Origin of the sequence: Micromonospora arborensis, from assembly GCF_003205615.1 — a bacterium.
GTDB classification, from domain to species: domain Bacteria; phylum Actinomycetota; class Actinomycetes; order Mycobacteriales; family Micromonosporaceae; genus Micromonospora; species Micromonospora arborensis.
Genome location: NZ_PYBV01000011.1, coordinates 285,324 through 311,646 on the forward strand (window position 1 = coordinate 285,324; position 26,323 = coordinate 311,646).

General features: G+C 72.2%; 23 protein-coding genes. 8 read left to right on the forward strand and 15 right to left on the reverse strand.

The features are described from left to right. The first annotated feature begins 22 nt into the window (after nucleotides 1–22). The 3 genes from C7C45_RS09300 to C7C45_RS09310 all read left to right on the forward strand — a co-directional run bounded on the left by C7C45_RS09300 (nucleotide 23) and on the right by C7C45_RS09310 (nucleotide 6,070). On the forward strand, nucleotides 23–1,585 hold the full coding sequence (locus C7C45_RS09300) for a lytic transglycosylase domain-containing protein (RefSeq protein ID WP_244200302.1): 1,563 nt from the start codon (nucleotides 23–25) through the stop codon (nucleotides 1,583–1,585). A 72-nt stretch (nucleotides 1,586–1,657) separates the two neighbouring features. After that, nucleotides 1,658–2,674: a GNAT family N-acetyltransferase gene (locus C7C45_RS09305; RefSeq protein ID WP_110563199.1), complete on the forward strand. Its 1,017-nt coding sequence runs from the start codon at nucleotides 1,658–1,660 to the stop codon at nucleotides 2,672–2,674. 93 nt (nucleotides 2,675–2,767) lie between these two features. Beyond that, nucleotides 2,768–6,070 carry a lamin tail domain-containing protein gene (locus C7C45_RS09310; RefSeq protein WP_110563200.1) on the forward strand — a complete coding sequence of 1,101 codons (3,303 nt, stop codon included), beginning with the start codon at nucleotides 2,768–2,770 and terminating at the stop codon, nucleotides 6,068–6,070. 93 nt (nucleotides 6,071–6,163) lie between these two features. On the opposite strand, the gene C7C45_RS09315 is transcribed toward C7C45_RS09310, so the two are convergent. The 6 genes from C7C45_RS09315 to C7C45_RS09340 all read right to left on the reverse strand — a co-directional run bounded on the left by C7C45_RS09315 (nucleotide 6,164) and on the right by C7C45_RS09340 (nucleotide 12,644). After that, nucleotides 6,164–6,499 (reverse strand): hypothetical protein, encoded by a 336-nt coding sequence (locus tag C7C45_RS09315; protein WP_244200303.1) that lies wholly within the window; start codon nucleotides 6,497–6,499, stop codon nucleotides 6,164–6,166. A gap of 433 nt (nucleotides 6,500–6,932) precedes the next feature. Next, nucleotides 6,933–7,916: a porphobilinogen synthase gene (gene hemB / locus C7C45_RS09320; RefSeq protein WP_110563201.1), complete on the reverse strand. Its 984-nt coding sequence runs from the start codon at nucleotides 7,914–7,916 to the stop codon at nucleotides 6,933–6,935. A 21-nt stretch (nucleotides 7,917–7,937) separates the two neighbouring features. Beyond that, nucleotides 7,938–9,518: a bifunctional uroporphyrinogen-III C-methyltransferase/uroporphyrinogen-III synthase gene (locus C7C45_RS09325; protein WP_110563202.1), complete on the reverse strand. Its 1,581-nt coding sequence runs from the start codon at nucleotides 9,516–9,518 to the stop codon at nucleotides 7,938–7,940. Continuing rightward, nucleotides 9,515–10,483: a hydroxymethylbilane synthase gene (gene hemC, locus C7C45_RS09330; RefSeq protein ID WP_110563203.1), complete on the reverse strand. Its 969-nt coding sequence runs from the start codon at nucleotides 10,481–10,483 to the stop codon at nucleotides 9,515–9,517. Before hemC ends, C7C45_RS09325 begins: the two co-directional genes overlap by 4 nt. After that, nucleotides 10,480–11,877 carry a glutamyl-tRNA reductase gene (locus C7C45_RS09335; protein WP_110563204.1) on the reverse strand — a complete coding sequence of 466 codons (1,398 nt, stop codon included), beginning with the start codon at nucleotides 11,875–11,877 and terminating at the stop codon, nucleotides 10,480–10,482. Before C7C45_RS09335 ends, hemC begins: the two co-directional genes overlap by 4 nt. Next, entirely contained in the window at nucleotides 11,874–12,644 is a 771-nt protein-coding gene (locus C7C45_RS09340; RefSeq protein ID WP_110563205.1) for a redox-sensing transcriptional repressor Rex, read from the reverse strand. The genes C7C45_RS09335 and C7C45_RS09340 overlap by 4 nt, the downstream gene beginning before the upstream one ends. A 536-nt stretch (nucleotides 12,645–13,180) precedes the next feature. Here C7C45_RS09340 and C7C45_RS09345 point away from each other — a divergent pair. Further along, nucleotides 13,181–14,485 carry a sensor histidine kinase gene (locus C7C45_RS09345; protein ID WP_110563206.1) on the forward strand — a complete coding sequence of 435 codons (1,305 nt, stop codon included), beginning with the start codon at nucleotides 13,181–13,183 and terminating at the stop codon, nucleotides 14,483–14,485. 59 nt (nucleotides 14,486–14,544) lie between these two features. Further along, nucleotides 14,545–15,198, forward strand: a complete 654-nt coding sequence (locus C7C45_RS09350; RefSeq protein WP_110563207.1) for a response regulator transcription factor — start codon at nucleotides 14,545–14,547, stop codon at nucleotides 15,196–15,198. Here the strand turns inward: C7C45_RS09350 and C7C45_RS09355 are convergent. Both C7C45_RS09355 and C7C45_RS09360 read right to left on the reverse strand, forming a co-directional pair. After that, a complete protein-coding gene (locus C7C45_RS09355; protein ID WP_110563208.1) occupies nucleotides 15,179–15,841 on the reverse strand; it encodes an HAD family hydrolase in 663 nt (220 codons plus the stop codon). The two genes, C7C45_RS09350 and C7C45_RS09355, sit on opposite strands and share 20 nt — an antisense overlap. Before the next feature lie 20 nt (nucleotides 15,842–15,861). Then, the gene (locus C7C45_RS09360) at nucleotides 15,862–16,116 is read right to left on the reverse strand and encodes a glutaredoxin family protein (RefSeq protein WP_110563209.1); all 255 of its coding nucleotides are present in this window, start codon (nucleotides 16,114–16,116) and stop codon (nucleotides 15,862–15,864) included. Nucleotides 16,117–16,764: 648 nt separating this feature from the next. Here C7C45_RS09360 and C7C45_RS09365 point away from each other — a divergent pair. The 3 genes from C7C45_RS09365 (at nucleotide 16,765) to C7C45_RS09375 (ending at nucleotide 19,873) form a co-directional block, all read left to right on the forward strand. Then, on the forward strand, nucleotides 16,765–17,721 hold the full coding sequence (locus C7C45_RS09365; protein WP_110563210.1) for an ECF subfamily RNA polymerase sigma factor, BldN family: 957 nt from the start codon (nucleotides 16,765–16,767) through the stop codon (nucleotides 17,719–17,721). Between the two features lie 280 nt (nucleotides 17,722–18,001). After that, entirely contained in the window at nucleotides 18,002–18,877 is an 876-nt protein-coding gene (locus C7C45_RS09370; RefSeq protein WP_208641109.1) for a DUF5667 domain-containing protein, read from the forward strand. Between the two features lie 90 nt (nucleotides 18,878–18,967). Continuing rightward, nucleotides 18,968–19,873, forward strand: coding sequence for an HAD family hydrolase (locus C7C45_RS09375; RefSeq protein WP_208641115.1), 906 nt, complete (start codon nucleotides 18,968–18,970; stop codon nucleotides 19,871–19,873). Between the two features lie 9 nt (nucleotides 19,874–19,882). Here the strand turns inward: C7C45_RS09375 and C7C45_RS09380 are convergent, their stop codons facing one another. From C7C45_RS09380 to C7C45_RS09410, 7 genes are all read right to left on the reverse strand, one after another. Further along, the gene (locus tag C7C45_RS09380) at nucleotides 19,883–20,761 is read right to left on the reverse strand and encodes a lysophospholipid acyltransferase family protein (RefSeq protein ID WP_110563300.1); all 879 of its coding nucleotides are present in this window, start codon (nucleotides 20,759–20,761) and stop codon (nucleotides 19,883–19,885) included. A gap of 116 nt (nucleotides 20,762–20,877) precedes the next feature. Then, nucleotides 20,878–21,954 (reverse strand): NAD-dependent epimerase/dehydratase family protein, encoded by a 1,077-nt coding sequence (locus C7C45_RS09385; RefSeq protein ID WP_110563299.1) that lies wholly within the window; start codon nucleotides 21,952–21,954, stop codon nucleotides 20,878–20,880. 122 nt (nucleotides 21,955–22,076) lie between these two features. Next, nucleotides 22,077–22,178, reverse strand: coding sequence for a 30S ribosomal protein bS22 (locus C7C45_RS09390; protein ID WP_007465623.1), 102 nt, complete (start codon nucleotides 22,176–22,178; stop codon nucleotides 22,077–22,079). 214 nt (nucleotides 22,179–22,392) lie between these two features. Beyond that, nucleotides 22,393–22,602: a helix-turn-helix domain-containing protein gene (locus C7C45_RS09395; protein ID WP_110563213.1), complete on the reverse strand. Its 210-nt coding sequence runs from the start codon at nucleotides 22,600–22,602 to the stop codon at nucleotides 22,393–22,395. A gap of 242 nt (nucleotides 22,603–22,844) precedes the next feature. Further along, nucleotides 22,845–24,029, reverse strand: a complete 1,185-nt coding sequence (locus C7C45_RS09400) for an ABC transporter permease (RefSeq protein ID WP_110563214.1) — start codon at nucleotides 24,027–24,029, stop codon at nucleotides 22,845–22,847. Further along, nucleotides 24,026–24,922 carry an ABC transporter ATP-binding protein gene (locus tag C7C45_RS09405; RefSeq protein WP_110563215.1) on the reverse strand — a complete coding sequence of 299 codons (897 nt, stop codon included), beginning with the start codon at nucleotides 24,920–24,922 and terminating at the stop codon, nucleotides 24,026–24,028. The genes C7C45_RS09400 and C7C45_RS09405 overlap by 4 nt, the downstream gene beginning before the upstream one ends. Beyond that, entirely contained in the window at nucleotides 24,919–26,310 is a 1,392-nt protein-coding gene (locus C7C45_RS09410) for an efflux RND transporter periplasmic adaptor subunit (RefSeq protein WP_110563216.1), read from the reverse strand. Before C7C45_RS09410 ends, C7C45_RS09405 begins: the two co-directional genes overlap by 4 nt. Nucleotides 26,311–26,323: the final 13 nt, after the last annotated feature.

The following is a 26,323-nucleotide window of genomic DNA, read 5'->3' on the forward strand; positions in this document are numbered from 1 at the left end:
GAGCATGGGTGATACTCGACGGGTGGTGGACGGCGAGGACGACACGCGTGTGCAACCGTTACGACCGGCCGCGCCGCTGGACGGGCCGCTGGAGGGCTCGGGGGCCGCGCCCGATCCGGTGCGCGCGGTGCCCCGCCCCCGCCGGCCCTGGTTGAGCGGCCGGTCCGGGGGTGCGTCAGCGACACCTGCCGGCACGTCCAGCCCTACCGACCCTGCCGGTTCCGGCCCGGATGCGAGCGCCACCGCCCCCGCCACGAAGGCCGCATCCGAGCCCGACCCGCTCGCTGAAACGAAGGCCGACAGCCCGAAGGCCGAGGCCGCAAAGCCCGAAGGCGCAAAGCCCGAAGGCGCAAAGCCCGAAGGCGCAAAGCCCGAGAGCACGAAGGCCGAAGGCGCGACGACCGGAAGCGCGAGCACCGGAACCGCGAAGACGGACGGCGGTGCCAGTGACCCGGCCGCGCCGAAGGTTGCCGCCGGGTCGGGCGCCGGCACACCGGGTGACGATGCGAAGACCGTCACCGTGGTCGGCGCTGCGGGCCTGGCGAAAACCAGTGTGGACGAGGTGCCCGTCGTGTCGGCGTCCGCACCCAGCCGGCGTCGGCGGGTGCCGTTCGCGCACGCGGTACGGCTGCCACCGCGCCAGGCAGCAGCCTCCGCCGCCCGTGCGACCCGTGCCTGGGCTCGCCGGCCGAGTGGTCGGCTCACCCTCCCCGGCCTCTTCCTGCTGGCGCTGGTGGCCGCGACCGCCGCTGCGGGCGCGCTGCTCGTGCCGGCCACGATCCGCGCACCCCGCACGGTCGCGGACGACTCCTCCGCCGGGCCGACCGTGGCCGCACGACCGGGAATGCCGTCCGGGCCGGTCCCGACCGGCGGGATACCCAACGGCGGGCTGCCCAGCGGCTTTCCCAACGGCGGGCTGCCCAGCGGCTTTCCCAGCGGCGGGCTACCCAGTGGGTTTCCCAGCGGCGGGCTGCCGACCGGACAGCCCACCATCGGGCCGGGGACCGGAGTCCGGCCCTCGGACGCCCTGGCCAGCTGGGCACAGCAGGTCGGCGCCAAGGTGGGCATCCCGGCTGTCGCCATGCAGGCGTACGGCTACGCCGAGTTGATGCTCAACCAGACCAACCGAAGCTGCGCGCTGAGCTGGACCACCCTCGCGGCGATCGGGCAGGTCGAATCGGGGCACGGCTCGGCCAACGGCGCGCGGCTCGGGCAGGACGGCAAGGCACTGCCAAAGATCATTGGGCTGCCGTTGGACGGCAACGGCGGTCGGATGCGGATCATCGACACCGACCGTGGGGTGCTCGACGGGGACCTGACCCTCGACCGGGCGATCGGGCCGATGCAGTTCATCCCGACCACCTGGCAGGAGATCGGCGCGGACGCCGACAACGACGGGATCAAGGACCCGCACGACCTGGACGACGCCGCCCTGGCAGCGGGGAACTACCTCTGCAAGGGCGGCCGCAACCTGAGCATCCCGACCGACTGGTGGAACGCGATCCTGTCCTACAACGACGTGCGGCGGTACGCCCAGGACGTCTACGACACCGCAAACCGGTACGGACGGGCCAGTCGCCCGTGACGTGATCGTCTCGATACGTTGGAGAACTGGACACTTCCCCCCAGCACCTGTTAGCGGCAAGCTAGACGGGTGATGGTGCGCGAGTGGGACCCGAGGACCGCGTCGTCCGCCGAGATCGCGTCGCTGCTGGCCACGCTGAACGCGGTCCTGGCGACCGATCTGCCGCACGACCCGCCGTGGCGGGAGACCTCGCTGCGGGAATACCTCGCCGAGGTGATGCCCGGCGAGCGGCGGATCTCCTGGATCGCGCAGGCCGAGCCGACCGACCCCGACCACCCGGGTGCGGTGCTCGGCCAGGTTCACGTGCTGCTCCTCGGTGACATCGGCGTGCTCGAGGTGCTGGTGCACCCGTCCGTGCGGCGCAGCCACCTCGGCCGTGACCTGGTGTTGCGTGCCGCCCGCAGGGTCTACCAGGAGGGCTTCCGGTCGATCGGTGTCGAGGTGGTCGGCGACACGCCCGCGGTCGGGTTCTACGAGTCGCTCGGCTTCACCCGGGAGTACGTGGAGACGCGCAGCGTGCTCGACCTGACCGGTGTCGACTGGGCCGAACTGGCCCAGATGGCCACCGGCGTGGCGGCGGGCTACCACCTGGAGTTCTTCCCTGGTGGGCCACCGGATGACCTGATCGAGGCGTACGCGCGGGCGAAGGCCGAGGTGCGCGACGTCGACGACGGTGAGCTGCGCCCCAGCTCCTACGACCCGGAGCGGCTGCGCGACAGCCTCGACACCCTGCACCGGCGGGGCATGAAACCGTACATCGTGCTCGCCCGGCACGAGCAGAGCGGCGAGGTCGCCGGCCTGACCGAGGTGGTGGTCCCGGCGCAGCACCCGACCCGCGCCGATCAGTACGACACGATCGTCGCGCAGGACCACCGCGGCTACGGCATCGATCGGGCGATCAAGGCCCGGATGCTGCTGGAGCTGCGTTGCGCGGAGCCGGAGCTGATCGAGGTGCAGACCTGGAACGCGCAGGCCAACGAGGCGATGCTGAAGGTCAACGCCGAGCTGGGTTACCGGCCTGACCGCGACTGGTGCGAATACAGCGTCGACGTCGCCGAGCTGGTGCACCGCCTCGACCCGCCACGCTGAGGGAATTCACGGAACTGTCCACTAGGGGATGGACGCTGGACAGTCGCGCACCTTAACGTGCGTTGACTCCCATCCACCCATCGTGGAGGCCCTATGCGCCCGCGCCGCTCAATCGCCGCGCTCGCGACCGCCACCGCCGCCGTGACCATCACGGCGCTCGGCGTCGCACCCACCGCGGCCAGCGCCGCGCCCACCGACCTGTTCATCTCGGAGTACGTCGAAGGTTCGTCGAACAACAAGGCGATCGAGCTGTTCAATGGCACCGGCGCCCCGGTCGACCTGAGCGCCGGCGGCTACCAGCTCCAGCTCTACTTCAACGGCTCCACCACCGCCACCACGATCGCGTTGACCGGGAGCGTGGCCGCGGGCGACGCGTTCGTGTTCGCGAGCGCCTCGGCCGGGGCCGCCATCCTCGCCCAGGCCGACCAGACCACCGGGGCGAGCCTGTTCAACGGTGACGACGCGATCGTGCTGCGCCGGGGCACCACCGTGCTCGACTCGATCGGGCAGGTCGGCGCCGATCCGGGCACCGAGTGGGGTGCCGGCGTCACCAGCACCGCGGACAACACCCTGCGCCGGCAGTCGGCTGTCACCGCTGGCGACACCGATCCGACCGACGCGTTCGACCCCGCCGCACAGTGGGCCGGCTTCCCGGTCGACACCTTCGACGGCCTCGGCACGCACACCGTGGACGGCGGCGGCCCGGTCGACGCGCCGGCCACGCTGACCTGCGGTGGTCCGCTGGTCACCGCTGCGGGCACGGCGGCGAGCCGGGAGGTCACCGCCACCGACCCCGATGACACGATCGTCGACCTGGCGGTGATCACGGTCAGCCCGACCCCGGCCGCCGGCTCGATCACCCGCACCGCGTTCACCCCCGCCGAGGGCCTTGGCGGCACCGCGCACGCCACGGTCGGCGCGAGCGCCGATCTCGCCGCCGGGGCGTACACCGTCGCCCTGACCGCGACCGACGCGGGCGGTGGCACCGCCACCTGCACGCTGGTCGTGCAGGTGACCCGGGAATTGACCGTCGGCGAGGTGCAGGGCCCGACCACCGACGCCGAGGCCGGTCCGACCGACCGGTCGCCGCTCGCACCGGCGAGCGGCAACGGCACGAGCAGCACGATGTACGACGTACGCGGCGTGATCACCCAGTTGACGCTGGCCCGCACCTCGGCCGGGGCGGAGCAGCACGGCTTCTTCCTGCAGAGCCGTACCGGCGACACCGACGGCGACCCGACCAGCTCCGACGGCATCTTCGTGTTCATGGGCGCCTTCACGTCGCTGATCGGCGGCTACGTCCCGACGGTCGGCGACGAGGTCGTGCTGCGGGCCCGGGTGTCCGAGTACTACAACTTCACCCAGCTCTCCGGCGCGTCGCTGGTCCGCCGGCTCGGCGGCGGCCTGGCCGTGGACACCGCGGTCGCGGTCACCGACGCGGTGCCACCTGCGGAGTTGACCGACGCGCAGCGTTTCTGGGAGCGGCACGAGGGCAGCCGGATGCGGGTACGCGCAGGCAGTGGCGCGGTGAGCGGACGGGACGTCTTCTCCTCCACCGCCGACGCCGAGCTGTGGGTGGTCGACCGCGACGACCCGCTGCTGGACCGCGCCGACCCGTACGCCCGGCGGGTCTTCCGGGACTCGCACCCGCTGGACAACGACCCGACCCGGCGCTTCGACGACGGCAACGGCCAGCGGGTGCTGCTCGGCAGCATGGGCGTGAAGGCCACCGCCGGGGACAGCGCCGCGCTGCTCCCGCCGGCGCACACCTTCGACACGTTGCGGGCCGATGCGGTGGGCGCGGTCTACTACTCGTTCGAGAAGTACGGCGTCCAGGTCGAGCGGGCGGAGTTCGCTGCCGGGGCCGACCCGTCGAAGAACAACCCGCCCAAGGCTGCCGACCGGTCGCAGGAGGTCGCCGTCGCCACCTACAACGTGGAGAACCTGTACGACTACCGGGACGACCCGTTCGACGGCTGCGACTTCACCGGTAACGCCGGCTGTGCGGGTGTCGACCCGCCGTTCGACTACGTGCCGGGCAGCGAGGCGGAGTACCGCGAGCAGTTGACCGCGCTCGCCGACCAGATCGTGAAGGACCTGCACGCACCGGATCTGATCCTGGTGCAGGAGGCCGAGGACCAGGACATCTGCACGGTTTCCGGGGCCGCGCTGAGCTGCGGCGACACCAACAACGCCGATGGCGCTCCGGACAGCATCCAGGAGTTGGCGCTCGCGGTGGCGGCGGCCGGCGGGCCGGCGTACGCCGCCGCCTATGACCGGACCGGCGCGGACGCCCGTGGCATCACCGCCGCCTTCCTGTACCGCACGGACCGGTTGTCGTTGGCGGCCGCGACGGCGAACAACCCGCTGCTCGGCTCGGCACCGACCGTGCAGTACCGCGCCGCAGGGCTGCCGGCCAACTCCGACGTGCAGAACCCGAAGGCCCTCAACGCGGTGCTGCCGTCGGACGTGGACACCTCGACCGGTCGGGACGGCAACAACGTCTTCACCCGCGCTCCCCAGTTGGGCAAGTTCAGCGTGGCCGCGGCACCCGGTTCGACCGAGCGGTTCACCCTGTACGCGCTCAGCAACCACTACTCCTCGGGCCCGGACAGTCGGGTCGGGCAACGGCGGGAGCAGGCGCGCTACGGCGCGGCGATCGTCACCGCGATCGAGGCGGCCGACCAGACCGCCCGGGTGGTCTACGGCGGGGACCTGAACGTCTTCCCCCGCCCGGACGATCCGTTGCCCTTTGGGCACCAGGGGCTCAGCGCCACCGGGAGCCAGCCCACGCCCTCGGACCAGCTCGCACCGCTGTACGAGGCGGGCCTGCACAACCTGTGGGACAACCTCGTCGCGGACGTCCCGGCGTCCGCCTACTCGTACAGCTTCGAGGGGCAGGCGCAGACGCTCGACCACCTGTTCGTCAACGACGCGTTCTACGGCGATCTGGTGCAGGTGCGGGCGGCACACATCAACGCCGACTGGTCGGCGGAGTTCACCGGCGACGGGTCGCGCGGTTCCAGCGACCACGATCCGCAGGTGGCGAGGTTCCGGTCCCGGGCGTCGCTGACCGTCGCCGACACGACGGTGGTCGAGGGCAACCAGGGCACTCGGCAGCTCACCTTCACCGCCACCGTGTCCCGGCCGTTGTCCCAGCCGGTGCTGCTCTGCGCCGCCACCGTCGGCCTCTCGGCGCAGGGCGGCTCGGACTTCGACCCGTACGCCGGTTGCAGGGTGTTGGCCGCCGGGCAGACGTCGCTCGCTTTCCCGGTGACCGTGCGTGGTGACCGGAAGCGGGAGTCGGACGAGAAGCTGACCCTGCTCGTGGCGGGCGTGCCCGGCCTACGACTGGCCGACCCGCTGGCGACGGGAACCATCACCAACGACGACTGAGGTCCGCCAGGCGCTCATATCAGCGGCCCGCCGTCCGGATTTCGCCCCGGACGGCGGGCCGTTCGTCGTTCGTCCGGCCGAGTCAACGTGTATTCAGTAGTAGTCCTGGACGATCGGCGGGGGTGGCACGTTGCGGTGCTGCGCCACCCGCACCTCCCACCGGCTGCGTCGGCGTCGCGCCTCGCGGTCTGCCGAACTGCGGTGGTAGGTCTCCGGAGGCCGGGCCAGCCCATAGATGTCCCCCCACCACTCCCCCTGCTCAGGGTCGAGAATGGTGTCCAGGTGCGAGGGATAACGGCGACCCGCGCCGTCGTGAACGTCCTCGCGGTCGGCCATCGGTTGGATGACCCGGCCCTCCTGGTCCACCACTGTCAGATAGAGCCCGGCCGTAGCGAGCAAGCGCTCCAGCACGGCCAAACTCGGTGTCATGCTGCCGGCCTCGACCTTCCCACGGTCGAGGGTGAAACCTTGGCGAATCGTGCCATCTGGCGCTGACCCAGTCCTTTGATGCGGCGAGCCCGACGCACCAGGCCAGCGATGGGAAAGCGACCGACGGTGGGGCCGGGGGACGGAGAAGGAACGAGCGCCGAAGCCATACGACCACAATCCGTAACCCGAACGCTCGATGCAATCCTGTGGAGAAACCTGTGGACAACTATTGAGAGCCGGGGACCGAGGGCATCCCACGTCACCTTCGCTCTGCTTCAGTGAAGGCAACACTCAGAGGCCCGAACTGTTGCCTCCGCTGAAGCAGAGCAAAGGGTGGGAAGAGGCACACCAGGGCGCAGCCCAAGGAAGGAGGGGCGCTGCCCAAGGCGCCCGGGCGCGGCCGTAGCGCGGGGCGGCCACGAGGCGATGATCGTCAGTAGCGCTGGCGGAGCAGCTCGGCGGCCTCGACCGCCCAGTAGGTGAGGATGACCTGCGCGCCGGCCCGCTTGATCGAGGTGAGCGTCTCCAGCATCACCCGCTCCCGGTCGATCCAGCCGTTCGCGGCGGCCGCCTCGACCATCGCGTACTCGCCGGAGACCTGGTAGGCGGCGACCGGGACGTCCACCGCGGCCCGGACCGCCGACACCACGTCGAGGTAGGGCAGCGCCGGCTTGACCATCACCAGGTCGGCACCCTCGGCGACGTCCAACGCCACCTCGCGCAGCGACTCCCGCAGGTTGGCCGGGTCCTGCTGGTAGGTGCGCCGGTCGCCCTCCAGCGCCGACTCCACCGCCTCCCGGAACGGGCCGTAGAAGGCGGAGGCGTACTTCACCGCGTACGCCAGCACCGAGACGTCCTGGTGCCCGGCGGCGTCGAGCGCTTTGCGCACCACGCCGACCTGGCCGTCCATCATCCCGGACGGCCCGACCATGCCGACCCCGGCGGCGGCCTGGGCCACCGCCATCTCGGCGTACGCGGCAAGGGTGGCGTCGTTGTCGACCTCGCCGTCTCCGGTCAGCAGCCCGCAGTGTCCGTGCGAGGTGAACTCGTCCAGGCACAGGTCGCTCATCACCACCGTGGCGTCGCCCACCTCGGCCACCACGTCGCGGATGGCGACGTTCAGGATGCCGTTCGGGTCGATGCCGCCGGAGCCGGTCGGGTCCCGCTGCTCCGGCACCCCGAAGAGCATGATCCCGCCGACCCCGGCCTGGACCGCCTCGGCCGCCGCCTTGCGCAGCGAGTCCCGGGAGTGCTGGAGCACCCCCGGGAGCGACGAGATGGCCCGGGGCTCGGTGAGCCCCTCCTTCACGAACATCGGCACGACCAGCTCGGCCGGGTCGACCCGGGTCTCGGACACCAGCCGGCGGATCGCCGGGGTGCGGCGCAGACGGCGGGGCCGGATCTCGGGGTACGACATGAGAGGCCTTCCTGAAGACGACTACCGGAAGCGCAGGGCGGTCGGCCCCTGCACCTTCGAGCCGCGGCGCTGCTTGGCCGGCATGGCGGCCAGCTTCTCGCGCAGCTCGACGGCGTAGGCGGCGAGCGCCTCCACCAGGTCGGGCACCGAGGCGTGCGGCGGCTGGACGTCGACCCGCAGGCCGAACTCCGTCGCGGTCTCCGCCGTCTTGGGCCCGATGACGGCAACAACGGTACGCGCGTGCGGCTTCCCGGCGATACCGACGAGGTTTCGCACCGTGGAGGATGACGTGAACAAGACAGCGTCGAACCCGCCCGACTTGATCGCGTCCCGGATCTCGGCGGGCGGCGGCGCGGCCCGCACCGTCCGGTACGCGGTCACGTCGTCGACCTCCCAGCCGCGCTCGGTGAGCCCGGCGGCGAGCGTCTCGGTGGCGATGTCGGCGCGCGGCAGCAGCACCCGGCCCACCGGGTCGAGGATCTCGTCGTGCGGGGAGAACTCGGCCAGCAGCCCCTCGGAGGACTGCTCCCCGGCGGGGATCAGCTCCGGCTGGATGCCGAACGCGCGGACCGCGTCCGCCGTCGCCTCACCGATGCAGGCGATCTTGACGCCGCCGAAGTGCCGGGCGTCGAGCCCGTGCTCGGCGAACTTCTCCCAGACCGCGCGGACCGCGTTCACCGACGTGAAGATCACCCAGGCGTACCGGCCGTCGACCAGGCCCTTGACGGCCCGCTCCATCTGCGCCGGGGTGCGCGGCGGCTCGACCGCGATGGTCGGCACCTCGCACGGGATCGCCCCGTACGCGCGCAGCCGGGCGCTCATCGCGCCAGCCTGCTCCTTGGTACGGGGTACGAGCACCTTCCAGCCGTACAGCGGGCGGTTCTCCCACCAGCTCAGCTTGTCGCGCTGGCCCACGCCGACGCCGATGGTGAGCACCACCCGGCCGGTGAAGCCGAGGGCGGCGGCCACGAAACTGTCGACGGTCGACGTGGTCGTGTACTGGGTCTCGCCGGTGCCGTCGCCGGTCACACCGACACCGGTGGTGCCGTCGACCCCGGCGGCGAGCAGCCCGTCCCGGACGGCGGCGAGGTCGCCGGCGTCCACGGCGAGCGCGAGCGAACCCCGGCCGACGGCCGTGGCCAGCGCCTCGAAGTCCAGTGCGCTGACGTCCTCGACGTCGGCGGCCGTACGCACACCCGGCAGCGGGACCCCCGCGTAGGTGGCCACACCCTCGGCCTGACCCACACCGGGCACCACCTCGAAGTGGGCGGCGGTACGGGCCACCGCCTGCACCTCCTTCACCACCGAGTCGTGGCCGAACGGGTCGCCGGCGACCAGGTGCACCGCGTTCAACCCGGAGCGGGCCGCGGAGATCAGCACCTTCGCCACATCCCCCGGTGCGCCTTCGGCGGGGGTGAACTCGGCATCGTCCCTGGCATCGGCGCGGACGACGGCGAGCAACGACTCCGGGACTCCCCGGTCGTAGATCACCTGGTCGGCGTCGACCAGGGCGTCGTGCGCCCGACGGGTCAGCAGGCCCGGGTCACCGGGGCCAGCCCCGACGAACGCGATACGGCCGACGGGCTTACGGGTGCGGGTCATTCTGTGCTCCCAAATTGCTGGGTCCCCGGGCCGGTGTGTCCTTCGTGGCCGAGGATCGAGTCGGCGCCGAGGTCGAGGAGTTCGGCGGCGAGTGCCTTACCGATCTCCGCCGCGTCGGCGGGCGTTCCGGTGCGGGACAGCCGGAGGTCACGAGTGCCGTCCGGGCTGATCACCGCCCCGCGCAGGTAGATCTCATCGCCGGTATCGCCCTCGGCGAGTTCCGCGTAGGCGGCGACGGGTGCGCTGCACCCGGCCTCCAGGGTTGCCAGAAACGCGCGTTCCGCGGTGACCGCAGCACGCGACGGTGCGTGGTCCAGCACCGCGAGCAGCTCGACCAGGTCCTGGTCGTCGACCCGGCACTCCACGGCCAGCGCACCCTGGGCGGGGGCGGGCAGCATCAGCATCGGATCAAGCGTCTCGGTGATCTCGTCGGCCCGACCGATCCGGGCCAGCCCGGCTCGGGCCAGGACGACGGCGTCCAGGTCGGCCTCGGGGCCGACCACCCGCGCCAGGCGGGTGTCGATGTTGCCGCGGATCGGGGTGACCTCCAACTGCAGGCCGAGCGCGTGCAACTGGGCGATGCGGCGCAGCGCGCCGGTGCCCACGGTCGCCCCGGGCGGCAGCTCGGCGAGCGTCCGGCCGCCCTGGGCGATCAGCGCGTCGCGCGGGTCCTGCCGGGCCGGCACCGCCGCGATGTGCAGCCCGCCGGCGGCAGCCGTGGGCAGATCCTTGTAGGAGTGCACCGCGAAGTCGATCGTCCGGGCGGTCAGCGCGTCGCGCAGCGCGGAGACGAACACCCCGACGCCGAGCCGGTGCACCGGCGCGTTGGAGCGGTCGCCTGCGGTGACCACCTCGACCAGCTCGACCGGGCGGCCGGTGGCGGCGGTCACCGCCTCGGCGATCTGGCCGGACTGGGCCATCGCCAGGGCGCTGCCCCGGGTGCCGAGACGCAGGGGGACGGTCATCGCGCACCTCCGTTGGGTGGGGTCGGCTCGGCGGCGTCGGCTCCGGACACCGGATCGATGCCGGGGAGCACCCTGCCGAAGTCAGGAGTGAGCACGTCGGGAACGGTGTCCACCGGTGAGGTCTGCGGCACCTCAAGGTCGAACAGCTCGCGCAGCAGGGCCGCGTACTGGTCGCCGCCGGGCTCCGCGGCCAACTGGCGGACCTTGACGGTGGGTTGGTGCAGCAGCCGCTGCACGACCCGGTGCACCGTGCGGGCCACCTCGGCCCGCAGGTCGTCGCCGAGGTCGGGGCGACGCTGGGCCAACCGGCGAAGCTCGGCGGTGACCACGTCGTCGGCGCGGCCGCGCAGCGCGGCCACGGTGGGTGCCACGTCGGCGCCGCGCAACCAGGTGAGGAAGCCCTCCACCTCGCCCTGCACGATCCGTTCGACGGCGGCCGCGTCCGCGGCGGCCGGCCCGTCGGCGAGCAGCGCCGCCATCCGGTCGATGTCGATCACCTCGACGCCGGGCAACTCGGCGACGCCCTCTTCGACGTCGCGCGGGACGGCCAGGTCGAGCAGGACCAGCGGGCCCCGGAGCGGGTCCCGCTGAGCCAGCGCCGCGCTGACGACCGCTCGGGTGAGGACCGGTTCGGTGGACGCGGTGGCGGCCACTACGATGTCCACTGTGGAGAGGGTGGCGACCAGCTCGGTCATCGGCGCGGCACTCGCCCCGTACGACTCGGCGAGCCGGACGGCCCGGTCGGCGCCCCGGTTGCTGACGGTGAGCGGCCCGGCGCCCAGCCGGGACAGCGTGGCCACCCCGAGCGAGCCCATCGCGCCGGCGCCGACCACCAGGGCCGGGTGGCCGGCGAGGTCACCGTCGAGGTGCCCGGCGGCCAGCTCCAACGCGGCGGTGACGACGCTCTGGCCGGCCCGGTCGATGCCCGTCTCGGCATGGGCCCGCTTACCGACCCGCAGCGCCTGCTGCATCAGCTCGTGCAGCAGCCGGCCGGCCGAGTCGGCGCCGGTGGCCCAGTGGTACGCGTCACGCAACTGGCCGAGGATCTGCGCCTCGCCGACCACCATCGAGTCCAGGCCGGAGGCGACCCGGAACACGTGATCCACGGCGGCGGTGTCGTAGTGCACGTACAGGTGGCTGGCGAGCGCCGCCGGCGAACTGCCGGCCTGCTCGGCCAGGACGGCGCAGACGTCACCGAGCCCACCGTGGAAACCGGACACGGCGGCGTAGACCTCCACCCGGTTGCAGGTGGAGACGATGACCGCCTCGGCCACGTACGGCTGGGCGATCAGCTGGTCCAGGGTGCGGGTCAGGTCGGCGGGAGGAACGGCCAGTTGCTCCAGCGTGGCGACCGGGGCGGTCCGATAGGACGCGCCGACGACGAGCAGTTTCACGTGCCGATCGCCTCCTGGGTGTCGGTGGCCGCGAACCCGCCCGGCAGGGCGGTGAGAGCGGACCCGCCGGTGGCGGGCAGCGCGGTCAGCGACGCCTTGCGGTGCTCGTGGAAGGACAGAATCTGCAGCTCGATGGCGAGGTCGACCTTGCGCACGTCGACCCCCTCCGGAACCGAGAGTACGCACGGCGCGAAGTTGAGGATGCTCGTCACGCCGACGGCGACCAGTTGGTCGGCGACCTGCTGGGCGGCGGCGGCGGGGGTGGCGATCACGCCGATCGCGAGAGATTCCTCGGCGGCGACCGTCGGCAGGTCGTCGACATGCCGGACTACCAGGCCGTTGATCTCCTCGCCGACCCGGGAGGGATCGGCGTCGAGCAGTGCGGCGATCCGGAAGCCTCGGCCGGCGAAGCCGTCGTAGCCGGCCAGAGCGTGACCGAGATTACCCACGCCGACCAGGGCGACAGCCCGCCGTTGGGTGAGCCCGAGCACATTCTCGATCTGCTCGATCAGCAGCGCGACGTCGTAACCGACCCCCCGGGTGCCGTACGAGCCGAGGTGGGAGAGGTCCTTGCGGAGCTTGGCGGAGTTGACTCCGGCGGCGGCGGAGAGACCCTCGCTGGACACCGTCTCGTACCCGGTGTCGGCGAGGTTGTGCAGCGCGCGCAGGTACTCCGGGAGCCGAGCGACGGTCGCCTCGGGCAGATCCGGGAGCGCCGGTACGGCACCGGCGCGGCCGGGCACGCCTGGGTGACGGTGCTGACTCATGAGACTCCGTGCGGTGCGATCCTCGGCCAACTCCGCTGGTCGGCCGCTTATGGACTCCCGCTGGCGACCGAGGTTGCCGGCTGTGCTAGCAGGGCGCGTCGGAGTCACAGAGTAGGCGCTTGTGAAGACGTGCACAAATCGCGATCTTGCCGCTGCGTGACGCAACCTCACCAGCACCTCCATTCCGCAAGATCGATCTGGCGGGTCTTCGCCTTCGCCGCCCGGGCGATTATTGCTCAATCCCGACTTCTCTGACCAATCCCGCGCCCCACCCACCCCCACCCACCCCCCACGCCCCCACGCCCCCCCCCACGCCCCCCCACGCCCGCGATCTTGCACTTGCTGTCCCCGCATCACGCCCATACCGGACGAGTCGGCGACTGAAAGTGCAAGATCGACGCAGCAGAGGCGCGGAGGTGACGCAGCAGAGAGGTGCGGAGGTGACGCAGCGGAGGCGCGGAGGTAGGGACAGCACTACGAGGGAGAGGCGGGACTTCGGGATGGGGACGGACAGCACGGATGCCTAGCCTTTGGGCATGACCGCAGTTGCCGCCACCAGCGACCAACCGATGCTGGCACCGAGCATCCCCCGCCAGCTCTTCGTCGACTCCGGGTACGTGCTGCTCGGCCTGCCGCTGGCGGTGGCCAGCTTCGTGGTCCTCCTGGTCGGTCTCGCGGTCGGCGTCGGCCTGGTGGTCACGGTGATCGGCCTGCCGATCCTCAGCGGCACCCTCTACGCCGCCCGTGGGTTGGCCGACGTCGAGCGGCTGCGGCTGCCCGCGGTGCTCCGGCAGCCCCGGATCCGGCCGCACTACCGGCTGCCCGAGGCGGGTGCGAACGCCTGGCGGCGGATCTTCGTGCCAATGCGGGACGCCCAGTCCTGGCTCGACCTGGCGCACGGCATCCTGCGGCTGATCGCGGCGGTGGGCACCTTCGTGGTGACCCTGTCCTGGTGGATCGCGGCCATCGCCGGCTCGCTCTACTGGGCCTACGACTGGGCCCTGCCCCGAGCCGACGGCGAGGGTGACCAGGACCTGGCGCAACTGCTCGGCCTGGGCGACTCGACCACCGCCCGGATCGGTCTGTACACCGCGCTCGGGGTGTTCTTCCTGATCACCCTGCCGATCGTGGTTCGGGGTTGCGCGCTGCTGCAGGCCAGCTTCGCCAAGGCCATGCTGACCGGAGTGGCCGAGATGCGCGACCGGATCACCGTGCTGGAGGAGCAGAAGCGGGCCGCCGTGTCCGCCGAGGCGTCCGCGCTGCGCCGGTTGGAACGCGACATCCACGACGGCCCCCAGCAGCGCCTGGTGCGCCTGGCCATGGACCTCAGCCGGGCCCGGATGCAGCTCGCCTCCGACCCGGAGGCCGCCGGCCGGACCATCGACGAGGCGGTCAGCCAGACCCGGGACACGCTGGCCGAGCTGCGGGCACTGTCCCGGGGCATCGCCCCGCCGATCCTGGTCGACCGGGGCCTGCCCAGCGCCCTGGCCGCGATCGCCGGACGCGGGCTGATCCCGATCGAGCTGCAGGTGGACCCGCAGCTCGGCACCCCGGCAGGGCGGCTCGACCCGGCGGTGGAGAACACCGCGTACTTCGTGGTGTCCGAGGCGCTGACCAACGTCGCCAAGCACAGCCGGGCCACCGAGGCCGTGGTTGCCGTCGCCCGGCAGGGCGGCCAACTCCAGGTTCGGGTCGGCGACGACGGGCAGGGCGGCGCGCACCTGGCCAAGGGGCACGGGCTGGCGGGCATCGCCGACCGGGTTCGGGCTGCCGGCGGTGAACTGATGGTGGTCAGCCCTGCCGGCGGCCCCACCGAGATTCGCGCGGAGCTACCGCTGTGACCAATCCGGGCACCGCGCCGAGCCCTCGGGACGGGACGAACGTGGTAGACAACACAGCCATGCGAATCGTGATCGCCGACGACGCCGTCCTGCTCCGGGAGGGGCTCGTACGGCTGCTGACCGAGAGCGGGCACCAGGTGGTGGCCGCGGTCGGGGACGGCGACGCGCTCGTCGAGGCAGTGGTGGCGCACCGGCCGGACGTGTCGATCGTCGACGTCCGGATGCCGCCGTCCCACACCGACGAGGGGCTGCGGGCTGCGGTGGAGGCGCGGCGGCTGGTGCCGCGCAGCCCGATCCTGGTGCTCTCCCAGTACGTCGAGGTCTCGTACGCCGATGATCTGCTGGCCACCACCGGCGGTGCCGGCGGCGGCATCGGCTACCTGCTCAAGGACCGGGTGGCCGCGATCGACGAGTTCCTGGACGCGCTGCGCAGGGTCGCGGCCGGCGGCACGGTGCTCGACCCGGAGGTGGTCGGCCAACTGTTCGCCCGGCGCCGCCGGGACGACCCGCTGCGCGAGCTGACCCCCCGCGAGCGCGAGGTGCTCGCGCTGATGGCCGAGGGCCGCTCGAACACCGCCATCGCCCGTGCCCTGGTGGTCAGCGACGGCGCGGTGGAGAAGCACGTGCGCAACATCTTCACCAAGCTCACCCTGCCACCGGACACCGAGCAGCACCGGCGGGTGCTGGCCGTCCTCACCTATCTGCGGAACTGACCTCCCGGGCCAACCGCACCGCGTCGGTGAGGGTGTCGGCCACCGGGTGACCGGAGGCGCGCAGCCGGGCCGGGTCGGTGAACCCACCGGTGTAGAGCACGGCACGGCCGCCCACCGCGAGCGCCGCGTCCGCGTCGTCGATGGAGTCGCCGATCAGCACCACCGAGTCGCCGTCCACGCCCAGCTCGGCCAGGTGCAGCTTGAGCGACTCGGCCTTACGGTCGCCGCCGACCGTGGCCCGCAACCCGTCGACCCGGGTGAAGTGGCCGGTCAACCCGTACGTGTGCACGGTCGGCACCAACTCCTCGTGGAACCACATGGAGAGCAGGCTCTGGCTGCCCGGCCAGGCGGCCATCGCGGTGCGCGCGTCGGCGGCCAGCTCGCAGGTGGTCAACCCGGTGCGGTACGCGTCGTGGAAGATCCGGTCCAGTCGGCCGAACTCGTCGTCGTCGACGGCCTGCCCGAGCACCTCGGCGTAGTACTCGGCGATCGGCCTGCGGAACCGCACCCGGTGCTCGTCGAGGGTGACCGTCGGCCCACCGAGGCTCGTGAACACGACGTTGGTGGCGGACACCACCAGGCTGAGGTCGTTGAGCAGGGTGCCGTTCCAGTCCCAGACGAGGTGCGGGGGCGCGGAGGTCATCAGAGCACGATAGGCAACGCTCAGAGCTGCGGAGTGGTCAGGTCCCGCAGCAGCCGGTCCTCCTCGACCCGCCAGTAGCCGTGCTCCTTGCCGTCGAGCATCACCACCGGCAGCCGGTCCCCGTACTCCCGCTCCAGCCCCTCGTCGGCGGTGACGTCCCACTCGACCCACTTGTCGCCGGTGACTGCCACCACCCGGTCGAGCGCGGCCTTGGCGTCGTCGCACAGGTGACAGCCGGGTCGGGTGATCAGGGCTAGCCGGGCGTCACTGGACATCGGTTACCTCCGTGGGGTGTCGGCGATCGCCGTTGGGTCGGTCGGCACCGTCGCCGGTCGCCGCGGCGCCGGCACCACGTTACGTCGGCACGGCCTCGCCCGCGCCCGGACGGCGATGTCGTAGAGTCCCGTTGACGGGACTGTCCGGTGTGCCACGGACGGCCCGATCAGGTCCTGTCGATGGGATGCACGGCCTCGCCCCCGGCCGGTTCGGCCGCGCCCGCGCCGCCACCCGAGGCGATGGGTCAGCCGAACGGGCAACCCGCCCCGACCAGGGTATCCACCGTGGAACACCGGGTCGGCGGAAAGTCAATCGCACACGACGGACAACCGGTCCGCCGCCGGTACGACAGAGCGGGAAATACTTCCGCCTTGTGTAACGGACTTGCCACGCGCGGGTGACGTTGGCCCTATCATCACTCGGGTCGGGTCACCCCATTTGCCGTGAGTCGACACCCCTCAGCCCGAGGAGGCCCCCGTGCCTGTGAGCGCATTGGACCAGCACCTCCAGGGGATTTGCCGCCTGTCGGCAACCCCCGCGACCGTCCTGCCCGACCGGTTCCCCGGTTGGCCCGCCCCGACGACACACAGATCCGTCCCGACGCACAGACCGGCCCGTCCGGCGACTGATCCGACGGGGGCAGGCCGGTGACCACCTTCGGTTATGCGGAACGCCCCGCCGGCCTGACCGGTCAGCCGGCACGCTCGCACGTCAACGAGCGACCGGCGGCCCGTGCCCCGTTGGACGAACCACACGGCCCCGCGGTGCGGGGCGACGGCGCGGCGCAACGGACCCGCAGCCGGCCACACCACAACGAGCCGCCGCCGCGGCCCGCGGTGCCCGGCGGAAACGCGAGACCGACCGGCGGAAGGGTTGCCGTTCCGGCCCGGCCGACCATGCCTGCGCAGGGTCGAAGGGGCAGCGAAACACCGGTGGTGACCACCGATCCGGCGGCGGGCGAGACAGCGGTGATCCCGGCGGTGCCGGCCGACACCGCCACCACCCCGACCGGCTTCCCGAGCCGCCCGGACCCGTCCGATCCGGCCACCGAGGTCTGGACGCTGATCGAACGGGCCCAGGCCGGTGAGTCCGAGGCGTTCGGTCTGATCTACGACCGGTACGTGGACACCGTGTTCCGGTTCGTCTACTTCCGGGTCGGCAACCGCCAACTCGCCGAGGACCTGACCTCGGACACCTTCCTGCGCGCCCTGAAGCGGATCGGCAGCTTCACCTGGCAGGGCCGCGACCTCGGCGCCTGGCTGGTGACGATCGCTCGCAACCTGGTCGCGGACCACTTCAAGTCGGGTCGGTACCGACTGGAGGTCACCACCGGCGACGTGCTCGACGCCGATCGGGAGGACCGGGGCCCGGAGGGCAGCCCGGAGGCGGCGGTGGTGGAGCACATCACCAACGTCGCGCTGCTCACCGCCGTGAAGCAGCTCAACCCGGAGCAGCAGGAGTGCATCGTGCTCCGTTTCCTGCAGGGCTTCTCGGTCGCCGAGACGGCCCGCGCGATGGGCAAGAACGAGGGTGCCATCAAGGCCCTGCAGTACCGGGCCGTCCGCGCTCTGGCCCGGCTCCTGCCGGACGGCTTCCAGCCGTAGTTTGTGATGGCGGGACCGATGGACGTCGATCGACGTCCGTGCAGCTCAGAGTCGGTCCCGCCCGGTGACGACGATCACTTTCTGTAATTTCCGCCCCGCCGGGCCCGTAACCCGTGCCCGGTCCGCCGCGTTTCTCCGGGTGCGACCGGTGGACGTCCCGGCAAGCCCGGGTCACCGAGGTCCGACCGGCATGCCGGCGGCGCCTCACCTCCGTGGTGTCACAATGCCGCCCGGTCGTCGGCAACGACGGCGGCCGACCGGCCGTGACCAGCGAGAGGAGGTGCCTGCGGTGGACGACATCCTCTTCTCCCGCCGGCGCGCCGAGCGCTTCGCGCAGCTTCTCGACGAGGCCAACGGCGCTCGGCGACACCACGTGCGATCCCGGGTGGACGGTCAACTCGCGCCGCTCGTCGCAGTGGGTCAGCGGCTCAGCGTCGACCCCCCGGCTGTCGAGGTGGACCAGGACTTCCGGACCGGCCTGCGGGCGATGCTGCTCGCAACCGCCGAACGGGAAGGGATGGGCACCGCGCCGGCGGCCAGCGAACCAGCCACCACGACCGCCCGTGGGCGGCTGCTGCCGGCGGTCACCGCCCGCCGGGCCCGAGCCCGGGGCGCGATCCTGGTCGGCATCGCCGCCGGTGCCATCGCCGTGTCCGGCATCTCCGCCGCCAGCGAGAACGCGGTGCCCGGCGACGCGCTGTACGGGATGAAGCGCTCGACCGAACGGGCTCAACTCGCCCTGGCCAGCTCCGACATCAGCCGAGGCCAACTCTTCCTGGACTTCGCCCGGACCAGACTCGGCGAGGCCGCCAAGCTGCGCGGTGACCGGATCGGCTACAGCGCGGTCCTCGACGACATGGACGCCGACACCCGGCAGGGCGTTCGCCTGCTGACCACCGCTGCGGTGCAGCGGGCCGAGTCGGGCAGCCTGGACACGCTCAACAGCTTCGTCACGAGCCAACGCCGGGCGGTCAGCGGCCTGGTGGACGGGAGCACCCGCGCCGACCGGGACCGGACCCAACGGTCGCTGCACCTGCTGGACAGCATCCGGGAACGCTCGGACGAGCTGCGCGAGGCGATCGCCTGCGGCCTTCCGGTGCCGAGCGCCAGCGATGCCCTCGGCCCCGACCCGAGCACCTGTCCCGGGGCTCGCTGACCCCCTATACCGCACGTCCGACCGGACGCGCCTCAGTTCGCTGTGTGCCCGGCCGGTCGACCGTGTGCGGCGGCTACCCTCGCTGGAGGCATCCGTCGTACCGGTGAGAAAGGGAGTCGCGTGGCGCGCAGCCGTAAGGTGACGGTCAGTACCGACGCCGAGGGGCACACCGCCGGCTGGGCGGAGACCGACCTGGCCCCGGCCACCGCCCCCGCACCGGACCCGACGGCCGCGGCGTTCTTCGACGTGGACAACACGATGATGCAGGGCGCGTCGATCTACTGGTTCGCCCGTGGGCTCGCCTCCCGAAACTACTTCACCACCGCCGACCTGGCCCGATTCGCCTGGCAGCAGCTCCGGTTCCGGCTGCTGGCCCGGGAACACGCCGGGGACATGTCCCTGGCCAAGGAGGCCGCGCTGGCCTTCGTCGAGGGCTGGCGGGTCGACGACGTGGAGCGCCTCGCCGAGGAGATCTTCGACGAGATGATGGCTCCCCGGATCTGGGCCGGCACCCACCAGCTCGCGCAACGTCACCTGGACGCCGGCCAGCGGGTCTGGCTGGTCAGTGCCGCCCCGGTGGAGATCGGCCGGGTGATCGCCGCCCGGCTCGGCCTGACCGGTGCCATCGGCACGGTCGCCGAGGTGGTGGACGGGGCGTACACCGGGCGGTTGGTGGGTGATCTGATGCACGGGCCGGCGAAGGCCGAGGCGGTCACTCAACTCGCCGCGGTGGAAGGGCTCGACCTGAGCCGCTGCGCGGCCTACAGCGACTCGGCCAACGACCTGCCGCTGCTCTCCGCCGTGGGCAGGGCGGTGGCCGTCAACCCCGACGGCAACCTGCAGCGCCAGGCCCGCCAGCACGGCTGGGAGGTGCGGGACTTCCGCACCGGCCGTCGGGCGGTCAAGATCGCCGTACCGTCGACCGCGGCAGCCGGGCTGGTCGCCGGCGCGGTCACCGTCGGCCTGGCACTCCAGCGCCGCCGCCGCGCCGGCTGACTCAGCCGCTCAGGGGCCGAACGGGTCGGGCCGCCGCTCCAGCAACGTGTGCAGGGTCTGCTGGATGGTCTCCCGCACCTGGTCGGCGAGGTTGAAGACCACCAACGGGTCGTCCGCCGAGTCGGTCAGGTGGGCGGTGGGGATCGGTGGGCAGAACTCGATCAACCACTTGCTGGGCAGCGGCACCATGCCCAACGGGCCGAGCCACGGGAAGGTCGGCGTGACCGGGAAGTACGGCAGCTTGAGCAGCCGCGCCAGGGGCTTGATGTCGGCGAGCATCGGGTAGATCTCCTCGCCGCCGACGATGGCGACCGGCACGATCGGGGTGCCGGTGCGCAGCGCCGCCGAAACGAACCCGCCGCGCCCGAAGCGTTGCAGCTTGTACCGCTCGGCATAGAGCTTGCCGATGCCCTTGAAACCCTCGGGGAACACACCGACCAGGTCGCCGCCACCGAGCAGCCGCTCGGCATCCGGGTTACAGGCCACCGTGCCGCCGGTCTTGCGGGCGATCTCGGAGACCACCGGCATCCGGAAGACCAGGTCAGCGCCGAGCAGCCGCAGGTACCGGTGGGCGGGATGCTTGTCATGCAACGCCGCCGAGAGGATCAACGCGTCCAGCGCCACCGTCCCGGAGTGGTTGCCGACCACCAGGGCGGGGCCGTCGACGGGCAGGTGCTCGATCCCACTGACCTCGGTACGGAACCAGTCGCGGTAGAGCAGCCGCAGAAGCGGGTGGAAGATGGCGTCGGTCAACTCCGAATCGAAGCCGAACTCGTCGACCTCGTAGTCGCCGGAGAGCCGTCGGCGCAGGAACGCCAGGCCGTTCGCGACCTTACGGTCCCAGTGGTCCCCCGGCTGGTCCGCCACCGCCGGCTCCGCCGGGGGGATCTGCGCCGCCGGTCGATGTCCGTTGCGCCGCGCCGGCTCCGGATCCGGTGCGGGTGACTGCTGCGGTACGTCGAAACGCTCGACCCACTGCGGGTCGCGCCCTTCCACTGGCCCGGTCAAGATGCCCGCTCCCGCACTGCGGCGCGCACCTGCCGGATGCCGTCCAGGACGAGTTGCTCGGCGGCGGCCAACTGCCCGCGCGTGACCACCACCCCACCGTGGTGGGCACGGATGAAGTCCTCGAAGGCTTCGGCGGTGGAGCGGGGCGTGAAGTCGTACTCCTGCTCGAGCCGGGTGGTGTCGACCACCCGGCCGTGCACGAAGAGGTCGACCTGGTCCAGGCCGTAACGGCCGAAGCCCATGGTGCGGGCCAGCGCGGCGGCACCGGAGAGACTCGGCTCCAGCACCGGCACGGCCACTCGACCGGCTCGCCGGATCGCCTGGGACAGCGACAGAACCCCCGGGCCGGCGACGTTGTAGGTGCCGGGATGGTCCTCCACGATCGACCGGTGCAGCACCTCCAACGCATCGTCGAAGTGCAGGAACTGCAGACGGGGGTCCCGACCGAAGACGGTCGGCACGAACGGCTGCGCGAAGTAGCGGGTCAACGTGGTGTCGGCGGTCGAGCCGATGAACGGGGCGAAGCGCAGCACCGTCGCCGTGACGTCGGACCGGCGACGCCGGAAGCCACGGACGTACCCCTCGATGTCGAGGATGTCGCGGCCGAAACCGCCACGCGGCACCTCGCGGGGCTCGGTCTCCTCGGTGAAGACCGCCGGGTCCCGGAACGACACCCCGTACGCGGCGGTCGACGAGCGGACCACGAGCTTGCGCAACCGGGGTGCCCGCTGGCAGGCGGCGAGCACCTGCATGGTGCCGATGACGTTCTGGTCCTTCATGGCGGACCGGCCACCGTGCTGCGGGTCGGCGGAGCTGACCAGGGCGAGGTGCACGACCGCGTCGACGTCCAGGTCGGCGAGGAGGCCACCGAGCGAGCCGGAGTCGACGCGGATCCGTTCGACCCGGTCCAGCAGGTCGGTGAACTCGGTGCCGGAGTCCGGCGCGTCGACTCCGATGACCCGTTCGATGCGCGGGTCGGCGGCCAGTCGGGCCGCCACGTGGGCACCCAGGTAGCGGCCCACCCCGGTGACGAGGACGACCCCCGGAGCACCTGAGGTGCCACCGGGGGTCATCTGACGCACCTACCCCGGCAGGGAGGACCGAGCCGGGACGACCACGGCCTGATCACCTGAGCCTCCGGGGGTCGACAGTTAGGCAAGTGCCGCCGAACGCCGGGCGTTGAGCCCGGCGGCGATCACTTGCCGAGACGGCGACGCTGGACGCGGGTCTTGCGCAGCAGCTTGCGGTGCTTCTTCTTAGCCATGCGCTTACGGCGCTTCTTGACCACCGAGCCCATACGACAGCCTTTCGATACAACGTGCGGGGCGGACCGGATGACACCACGCAGGTGGCGACGGCGACCGCTTGCGGACAACGGACCGGACCAGTCTGGGCGGCGGGGCGCACCGGTGGGGTCTCGGTCGGGCTCCAGGGTAGCCGGAGGGCGTCAGCCGGACCAACGCGCCCCCGTCGATGCCGGTTAGGTGGCACCCGGAGGGCGCTGCGGTGGCTCAGGCGGTCTCTTGAAAAGCACCCCGGAGATATTCGTGCACCGCATGCTCAGGCACCCGGAATGACCGGCCGACCCGGACCGCGGTGAGCTCACCGCTGTGCACCAGGCGATAGACCGTCATCTTCGACACCCGCATGACCGTCGCGACCTCTGCGACGGTCAGGAACCTGACCTCCGACAACCGTCCGTCGGACTGTGACCCGGCCATGGCTCACCAACCCATCCCATGCCCGGCGCGTGCCAACCCGACGGATGCTCCGGGCCGGGCGGCGACGCGCGTGTTACCAGTACGGTAGCGGGGCGGCTGTGACCGGCGCGATCCCTTCGTACAACTGATCATGGTTCTCCGGCCGGTTCACCCGATCCGTGCTTCCGGTATCTCCCCACCTGCGCCCGACGTCCCGGTTGCCGCCACGCTGCCGCTCACCGTCCCGGCCGCGCCGGCGCTGTTCACTCGGCGCGCAGCGCGACCACCGGGTCGAGTCGGCCGGCCCGCTGCGCGGGGACGACCCCGAAGACGATGCCCACCACCGCCGACACGCCGAAGGCGAGTGCCAACGACCACCAGGTGATCGCGGCCGGGATGGGCGACAGCGCGTCGACCAGTAGGGCGGTCCCCACGCCGAGCGCCATCCCGGTGATCCCACCGATCGTGGTGAGCAGCACCGCCTCCAGCAGGAACTGCACCCCGATGTCGCGGGGGCGCGCACCGACGGCTTTGCGCAGCCCGATCTCCCGGGTCCGCTCCCGGACGCTGACCAGCATGATGTTGGAGACCCCGACACCGCCGACGAGCAACGAGATGCCGGCGATGGCGGCCAGTACGCCGGTGAGGACGCCGAGGATGTCGCCGAGCACGCCGAGGATCTGCTGCTGGGTGACCGCGCTGAACTCGGTGTCCGGGTGGCGGCGGGTCAGCTCGGCGACGATCCGCTCGCCCAGCTCCTCGATCCGCTCACGGTCCGGTGCCTTCACCGCGATGCCGTCCACCCGCTGGGTGCCCCAGAGCCGCTGCGCGGCGGTGACCGGCACGTGCACCTCGTCGTCCCGGTCGACGCCGAGGCTCTGCCCGAGTGGCGCGAAGACGCCGATCACCCGGAACCGCACCCCGGCCAGCGCCACCTGCTGGCCGAGCGGGTCCCGGTCGGGGAAGAGCGTGCGGGCCACCGCGTCGCCGAGCACCGCCACCCGCCGACTGGTGTCCACGTCGGTGCCGGTGAGGTAGCGACCGCGGGCCAGCGACCTCGTGAACACCGCCGGGGTGGTCTCCAGCACCCCCTGCACAGTGGTGAAGTCGGAGCGGTTGCCGGCCCGCGCGGTCGCCCCGGAGGCGACGGTGACCGCCACCCGGTCGGGGTCGCCGACCACCCGGCTGACGGCGTCGGCGTCCTTGAGGGTCAACGGCGAGACCACCGGGGCGTTGCCCACCTCGATCCGGCCGGGGACGACCAGCAGCAGGTTGGAGCCGAGGCCCTCGACCTGTTGCTCGACCTTCTGTTTGGTGCCGGTGCCGATGGCTACCAGCAGGACCACCGAGGCCACTCCGATGATCACCCCGAGCATGGTCAGCGCGCTGCGCAACCGGTTGGCCCGCAGGGCGTCCAACGCCACCCGCCACGCCTCGGCGAGCCTCACGCCGTGCCTCCCGGCCGCTCGACCCCGGGTCTGCCCTGGTCGACCTCCCGCGGAAGGCGCCCGGTGGCTCCGGCGGCGCCACCGGAGCCACCGGACGGGTGCCCCGGGCCGCTTCCGGACGCGGACCGGGGCTCCGCGCTGGGAGCGGGGACCAGTGTCGCAGGTCGACCGTGATCGACGGACGGCGGTCGATCATGCCGGTTGTCGCTGTCCGCCACGACCACTCCGTCGCGCATCGTGATCCGGCGCTGGGCCCGGGCCGCCACCTCCTGGTCATGGGTGACCAGCACCAGCGCCACCCCGGACTCCACGTTCAACTGCTCCAACAGCTCCAGCACCGCCGCGCCGGTGACGCTGTCCAGGTTGCCGGTGGGCTCGTCGGCCAGCAGCACCGTCGGTTCGGTGACCAGCGCGCGGGCGATCGCCACCCGCTGCTGCTCACCGCCGGACATCTGGTTGGGCCGGTGGTCCAGGCGGTGCCCCAGGCCGACCCGGCCGAGCATCGCCGCCGCCCGCGTCCGACGCTGCCGAGCCGGCACACCCCGGTAGACCAGCGGCAGCGCCACGTTCTCCACCGCCGACGTACGCGGCAACAGGTGGAACGCCTGGAAGACGAAGCCGATCGTCTCGTTGCGCAGGGTGGCCATCTCCGGCGGGGCGAGGGCGTTGACGTCCCGCCCGCCGATCACCAGCCGGCCACCGGTGGGCCGGTCCAGTCCACCGAGGAGATGCATGAGGGTGGACTTGCCCGAGCCGGACGGGCCGACCAGGGCCACATAGTCCCCCGGTTGCACGAGCAGCGACACCCCGCGCAACGCCTCGACGGACACCCCGTCCAGTTGGTACGTCCGGGACACGTCCACCGCCTCGATCGCCGGTGGTGCGCCGGTCACCGCACCTCCTGGCCGTCGCGCACCTGATCGGTGCCGCGCACCACGATCCGGTCGCCCGGCTGCACGCCGTTGAGGATCTGCACCAGATCCGACCCCTGGACGCCCACGGTGACTGCCGCCCGGCCGGCCTTGCCGTCGCGGACCACCCAGACCGCGTCCCGGCCGTCGGCGGAGAACACCGCCGAGGCGGGGACGGTCACCGCGTCGGCGGCCTCGCGTACCCGCAGGTGCACGATCGCGTTCATGCCCGGCCGGGGGTTGGGGGCCGGCTCGTCCTCGGCCAGCTTTCCGGCGCCCAGTGCGAGGCGTACCCGGTAGGTGACCCCGCCCTGCGCCGAGTTGGTGGGCAGCACGTCCACCGAGCGGACCGTCGCGTCGTAGCTGGCACCGGTGACGGCGTCCAACTCGACGGTGGCGGTCACGCCGGCCTTGACCAGCAGCACGTCGGTCTCGTCCACCTCGGCGAGCAGCCCCAACTGCCCGGTGTCCACCACGGTCAGCACCGGTGTGCCGGCGCTGACCTGGCCGCCGAGCACGACCGCGTCGTCCACTCCGGCGGGCGGCCCGCCCTGGCTGGGGGCCAGCACGGACGGGTCGAGGCCGGCCGCCTGTGCGCCACCGGCCTGCTCCAGCAGCCCCGCGAGGCCCCCCGTCGAACCACCGCCGGCCCGGGTGCCACCCGGCTGCACCACCCCGGCGATCGGGGTGCGCAGGGTCAGCGCGTCGACTGTCGCCTTCGCCAGGTCGTACGCCTGCTGGGCCTGCAACCGTTGCGCCGCGGAGAGCGCGCCGACGGCGGAGTTCAGCCCGCTGAGTCCCCGCTGCACCGCGCGAACGGCCTGATCGGCGCTGCGCGCGGCGGCCGCGTACTGCCGTTGCGCGGACGTCACCTGGGTCAGCAGCGCGTCCCGCAGTTGGGCGTCGGCGATCTTCTCGGCGGCCTTCCGGGCGGCGTCGAACGCCTCGCCGGCCGCCTTGTCGGTACCGCGCCGGCTGCCGGTCAGGTCACCCGTGGAGACACCTCGCCCGGCGCGCTTCGCCGCCTCCAATGCCTGCTTCGCCTGACGAAGCCGCTGCTGAGCCGGGGGCGAGTCGACCACGGCGAGGATCTGACCACGCTTCACCTGCTGTCCAGGCTGGACACGCAGGCTCGTCAAGGTGCCGTCGGCGGGAGCGGTGAGCGTGGCGGCGGCCCGGGCGGTCACCGTCGCCGGCGCGTCGATCACCTCGCTGACCTGGTTACGGGCCGCTGACGCCAGTGCGAGGTCGGGGTCGTCGTCGCCGCACGAGGCGGCGGTGGTGACGGTGAGGACGGCGACGGCGGTCAGGGCGGTGAGCAGGCGGGGCCGCGTGACGCTGGGCGGCCGCGGCGACTGGGGGCGGCGCACCCATCGATGGTAC

What these genes read in the sequence shown, in the direction of transcription:
- C7C45_RS09305 (WP_110563199.1), top strand. Translation starts at nt 1,658, where the DNA reads ATGGTGCGCGAGTGGGACCCGAGGACCGCGTCGTCCGCCGAGATCGCG.
- C7C45_RS09310 (WP_110563200.1), top strand. Translation starts at nt 2,768, where the DNA reads ATGCGCCCGCGCCGCTCAATCGCCGCGCTCGCGACCGCCACCGCCGCC.
- C7C45_RS09315 (WP_244200303.1), bottom strand. Translation starts at nt 6,499, where the DNA reads ATGACACCGAGTTTGGCCGTGCTGGAGCGCTTGCTCGCTACGGCCGGG.
- hemB (WP_110563201.1), bottom strand. Translation starts at nt 7,916, where the DNA reads ATGTCGTACCCCGAGATCCGGCCCCGCCGTCTGCGCCGCACCCCGGCG.
- C7C45_RS09325 (WP_110563202.1), bottom strand. Translation starts at nt 9,518, where the DNA reads ATGACCCGCACCCGTAAGCCCGTCGGCCGTATCGCGTTCGTCGGGGCT.
- hemC (WP_110563203.1), bottom strand. Translation starts at nt 10,483, where the DNA reads ATGACCGTCCCCCTGCGTCTCGGCACCCGGGGCAGCGCCCTGGCGATG.
- C7C45_RS09340 (WP_110563205.1), bottom strand. Translation starts at nt 12,644, where the DNA reads ATGAGTCAGCACCGTCACCCAGGCGTGCCCGGCCGCGCCGGTGCCGTA.
- C7C45_RS09345 (WP_110563206.1), top strand. Translation starts at nt 13,181, where the DNA reads ATGACCGCAGTTGCCGCCACCAGCGACCAACCGATGCTGGCACCGAGC.
- C7C45_RS09350 (WP_110563207.1), top strand. Translation starts at nt 14,545, where the DNA reads ATGCGAATCGTGATCGCCGACGACGCCGTCCTGCTCCGGGAGGGGCTC.
- C7C45_RS09355 (WP_110563208.1), bottom strand. Translation starts at nt 15,841, where the DNA reads ATGACCTCCGCGCCCCCGCACCTCGTCTGGGACTGGAACGGCACCCTG.
- C7C45_RS09360 (WP_110563209.1), bottom strand. Translation starts at nt 16,116, where the DNA reads ATGTCCAGTGACGCCCGGCTAGCCCTGATCACCCGACCCGGCTGTCAC.
- C7C45_RS09385 (WP_110563299.1), bottom strand. Translation starts at nt 21,954, where the DNA reads ATGACCCCCGGTGGCACCTCAGGTGCTCCGGGGGTCGTCCTCGTCACC.
- C7C45_RS09390 (WP_007465623.1), bottom strand. Translation starts at nt 22,178, where the DNA reads ATGGGCTCGGTGGTCAAGAAGCGCCGTAAGCGCATGGCTAAGAAGAAG.
- C7C45_RS09395 (WP_110563213.1), bottom strand. Translation starts at nt 22,602, where the DNA reads ATGGCCGGGTCACAGTCCGACGGACGGTTGTCGGAGGTCAGGTTCCTG.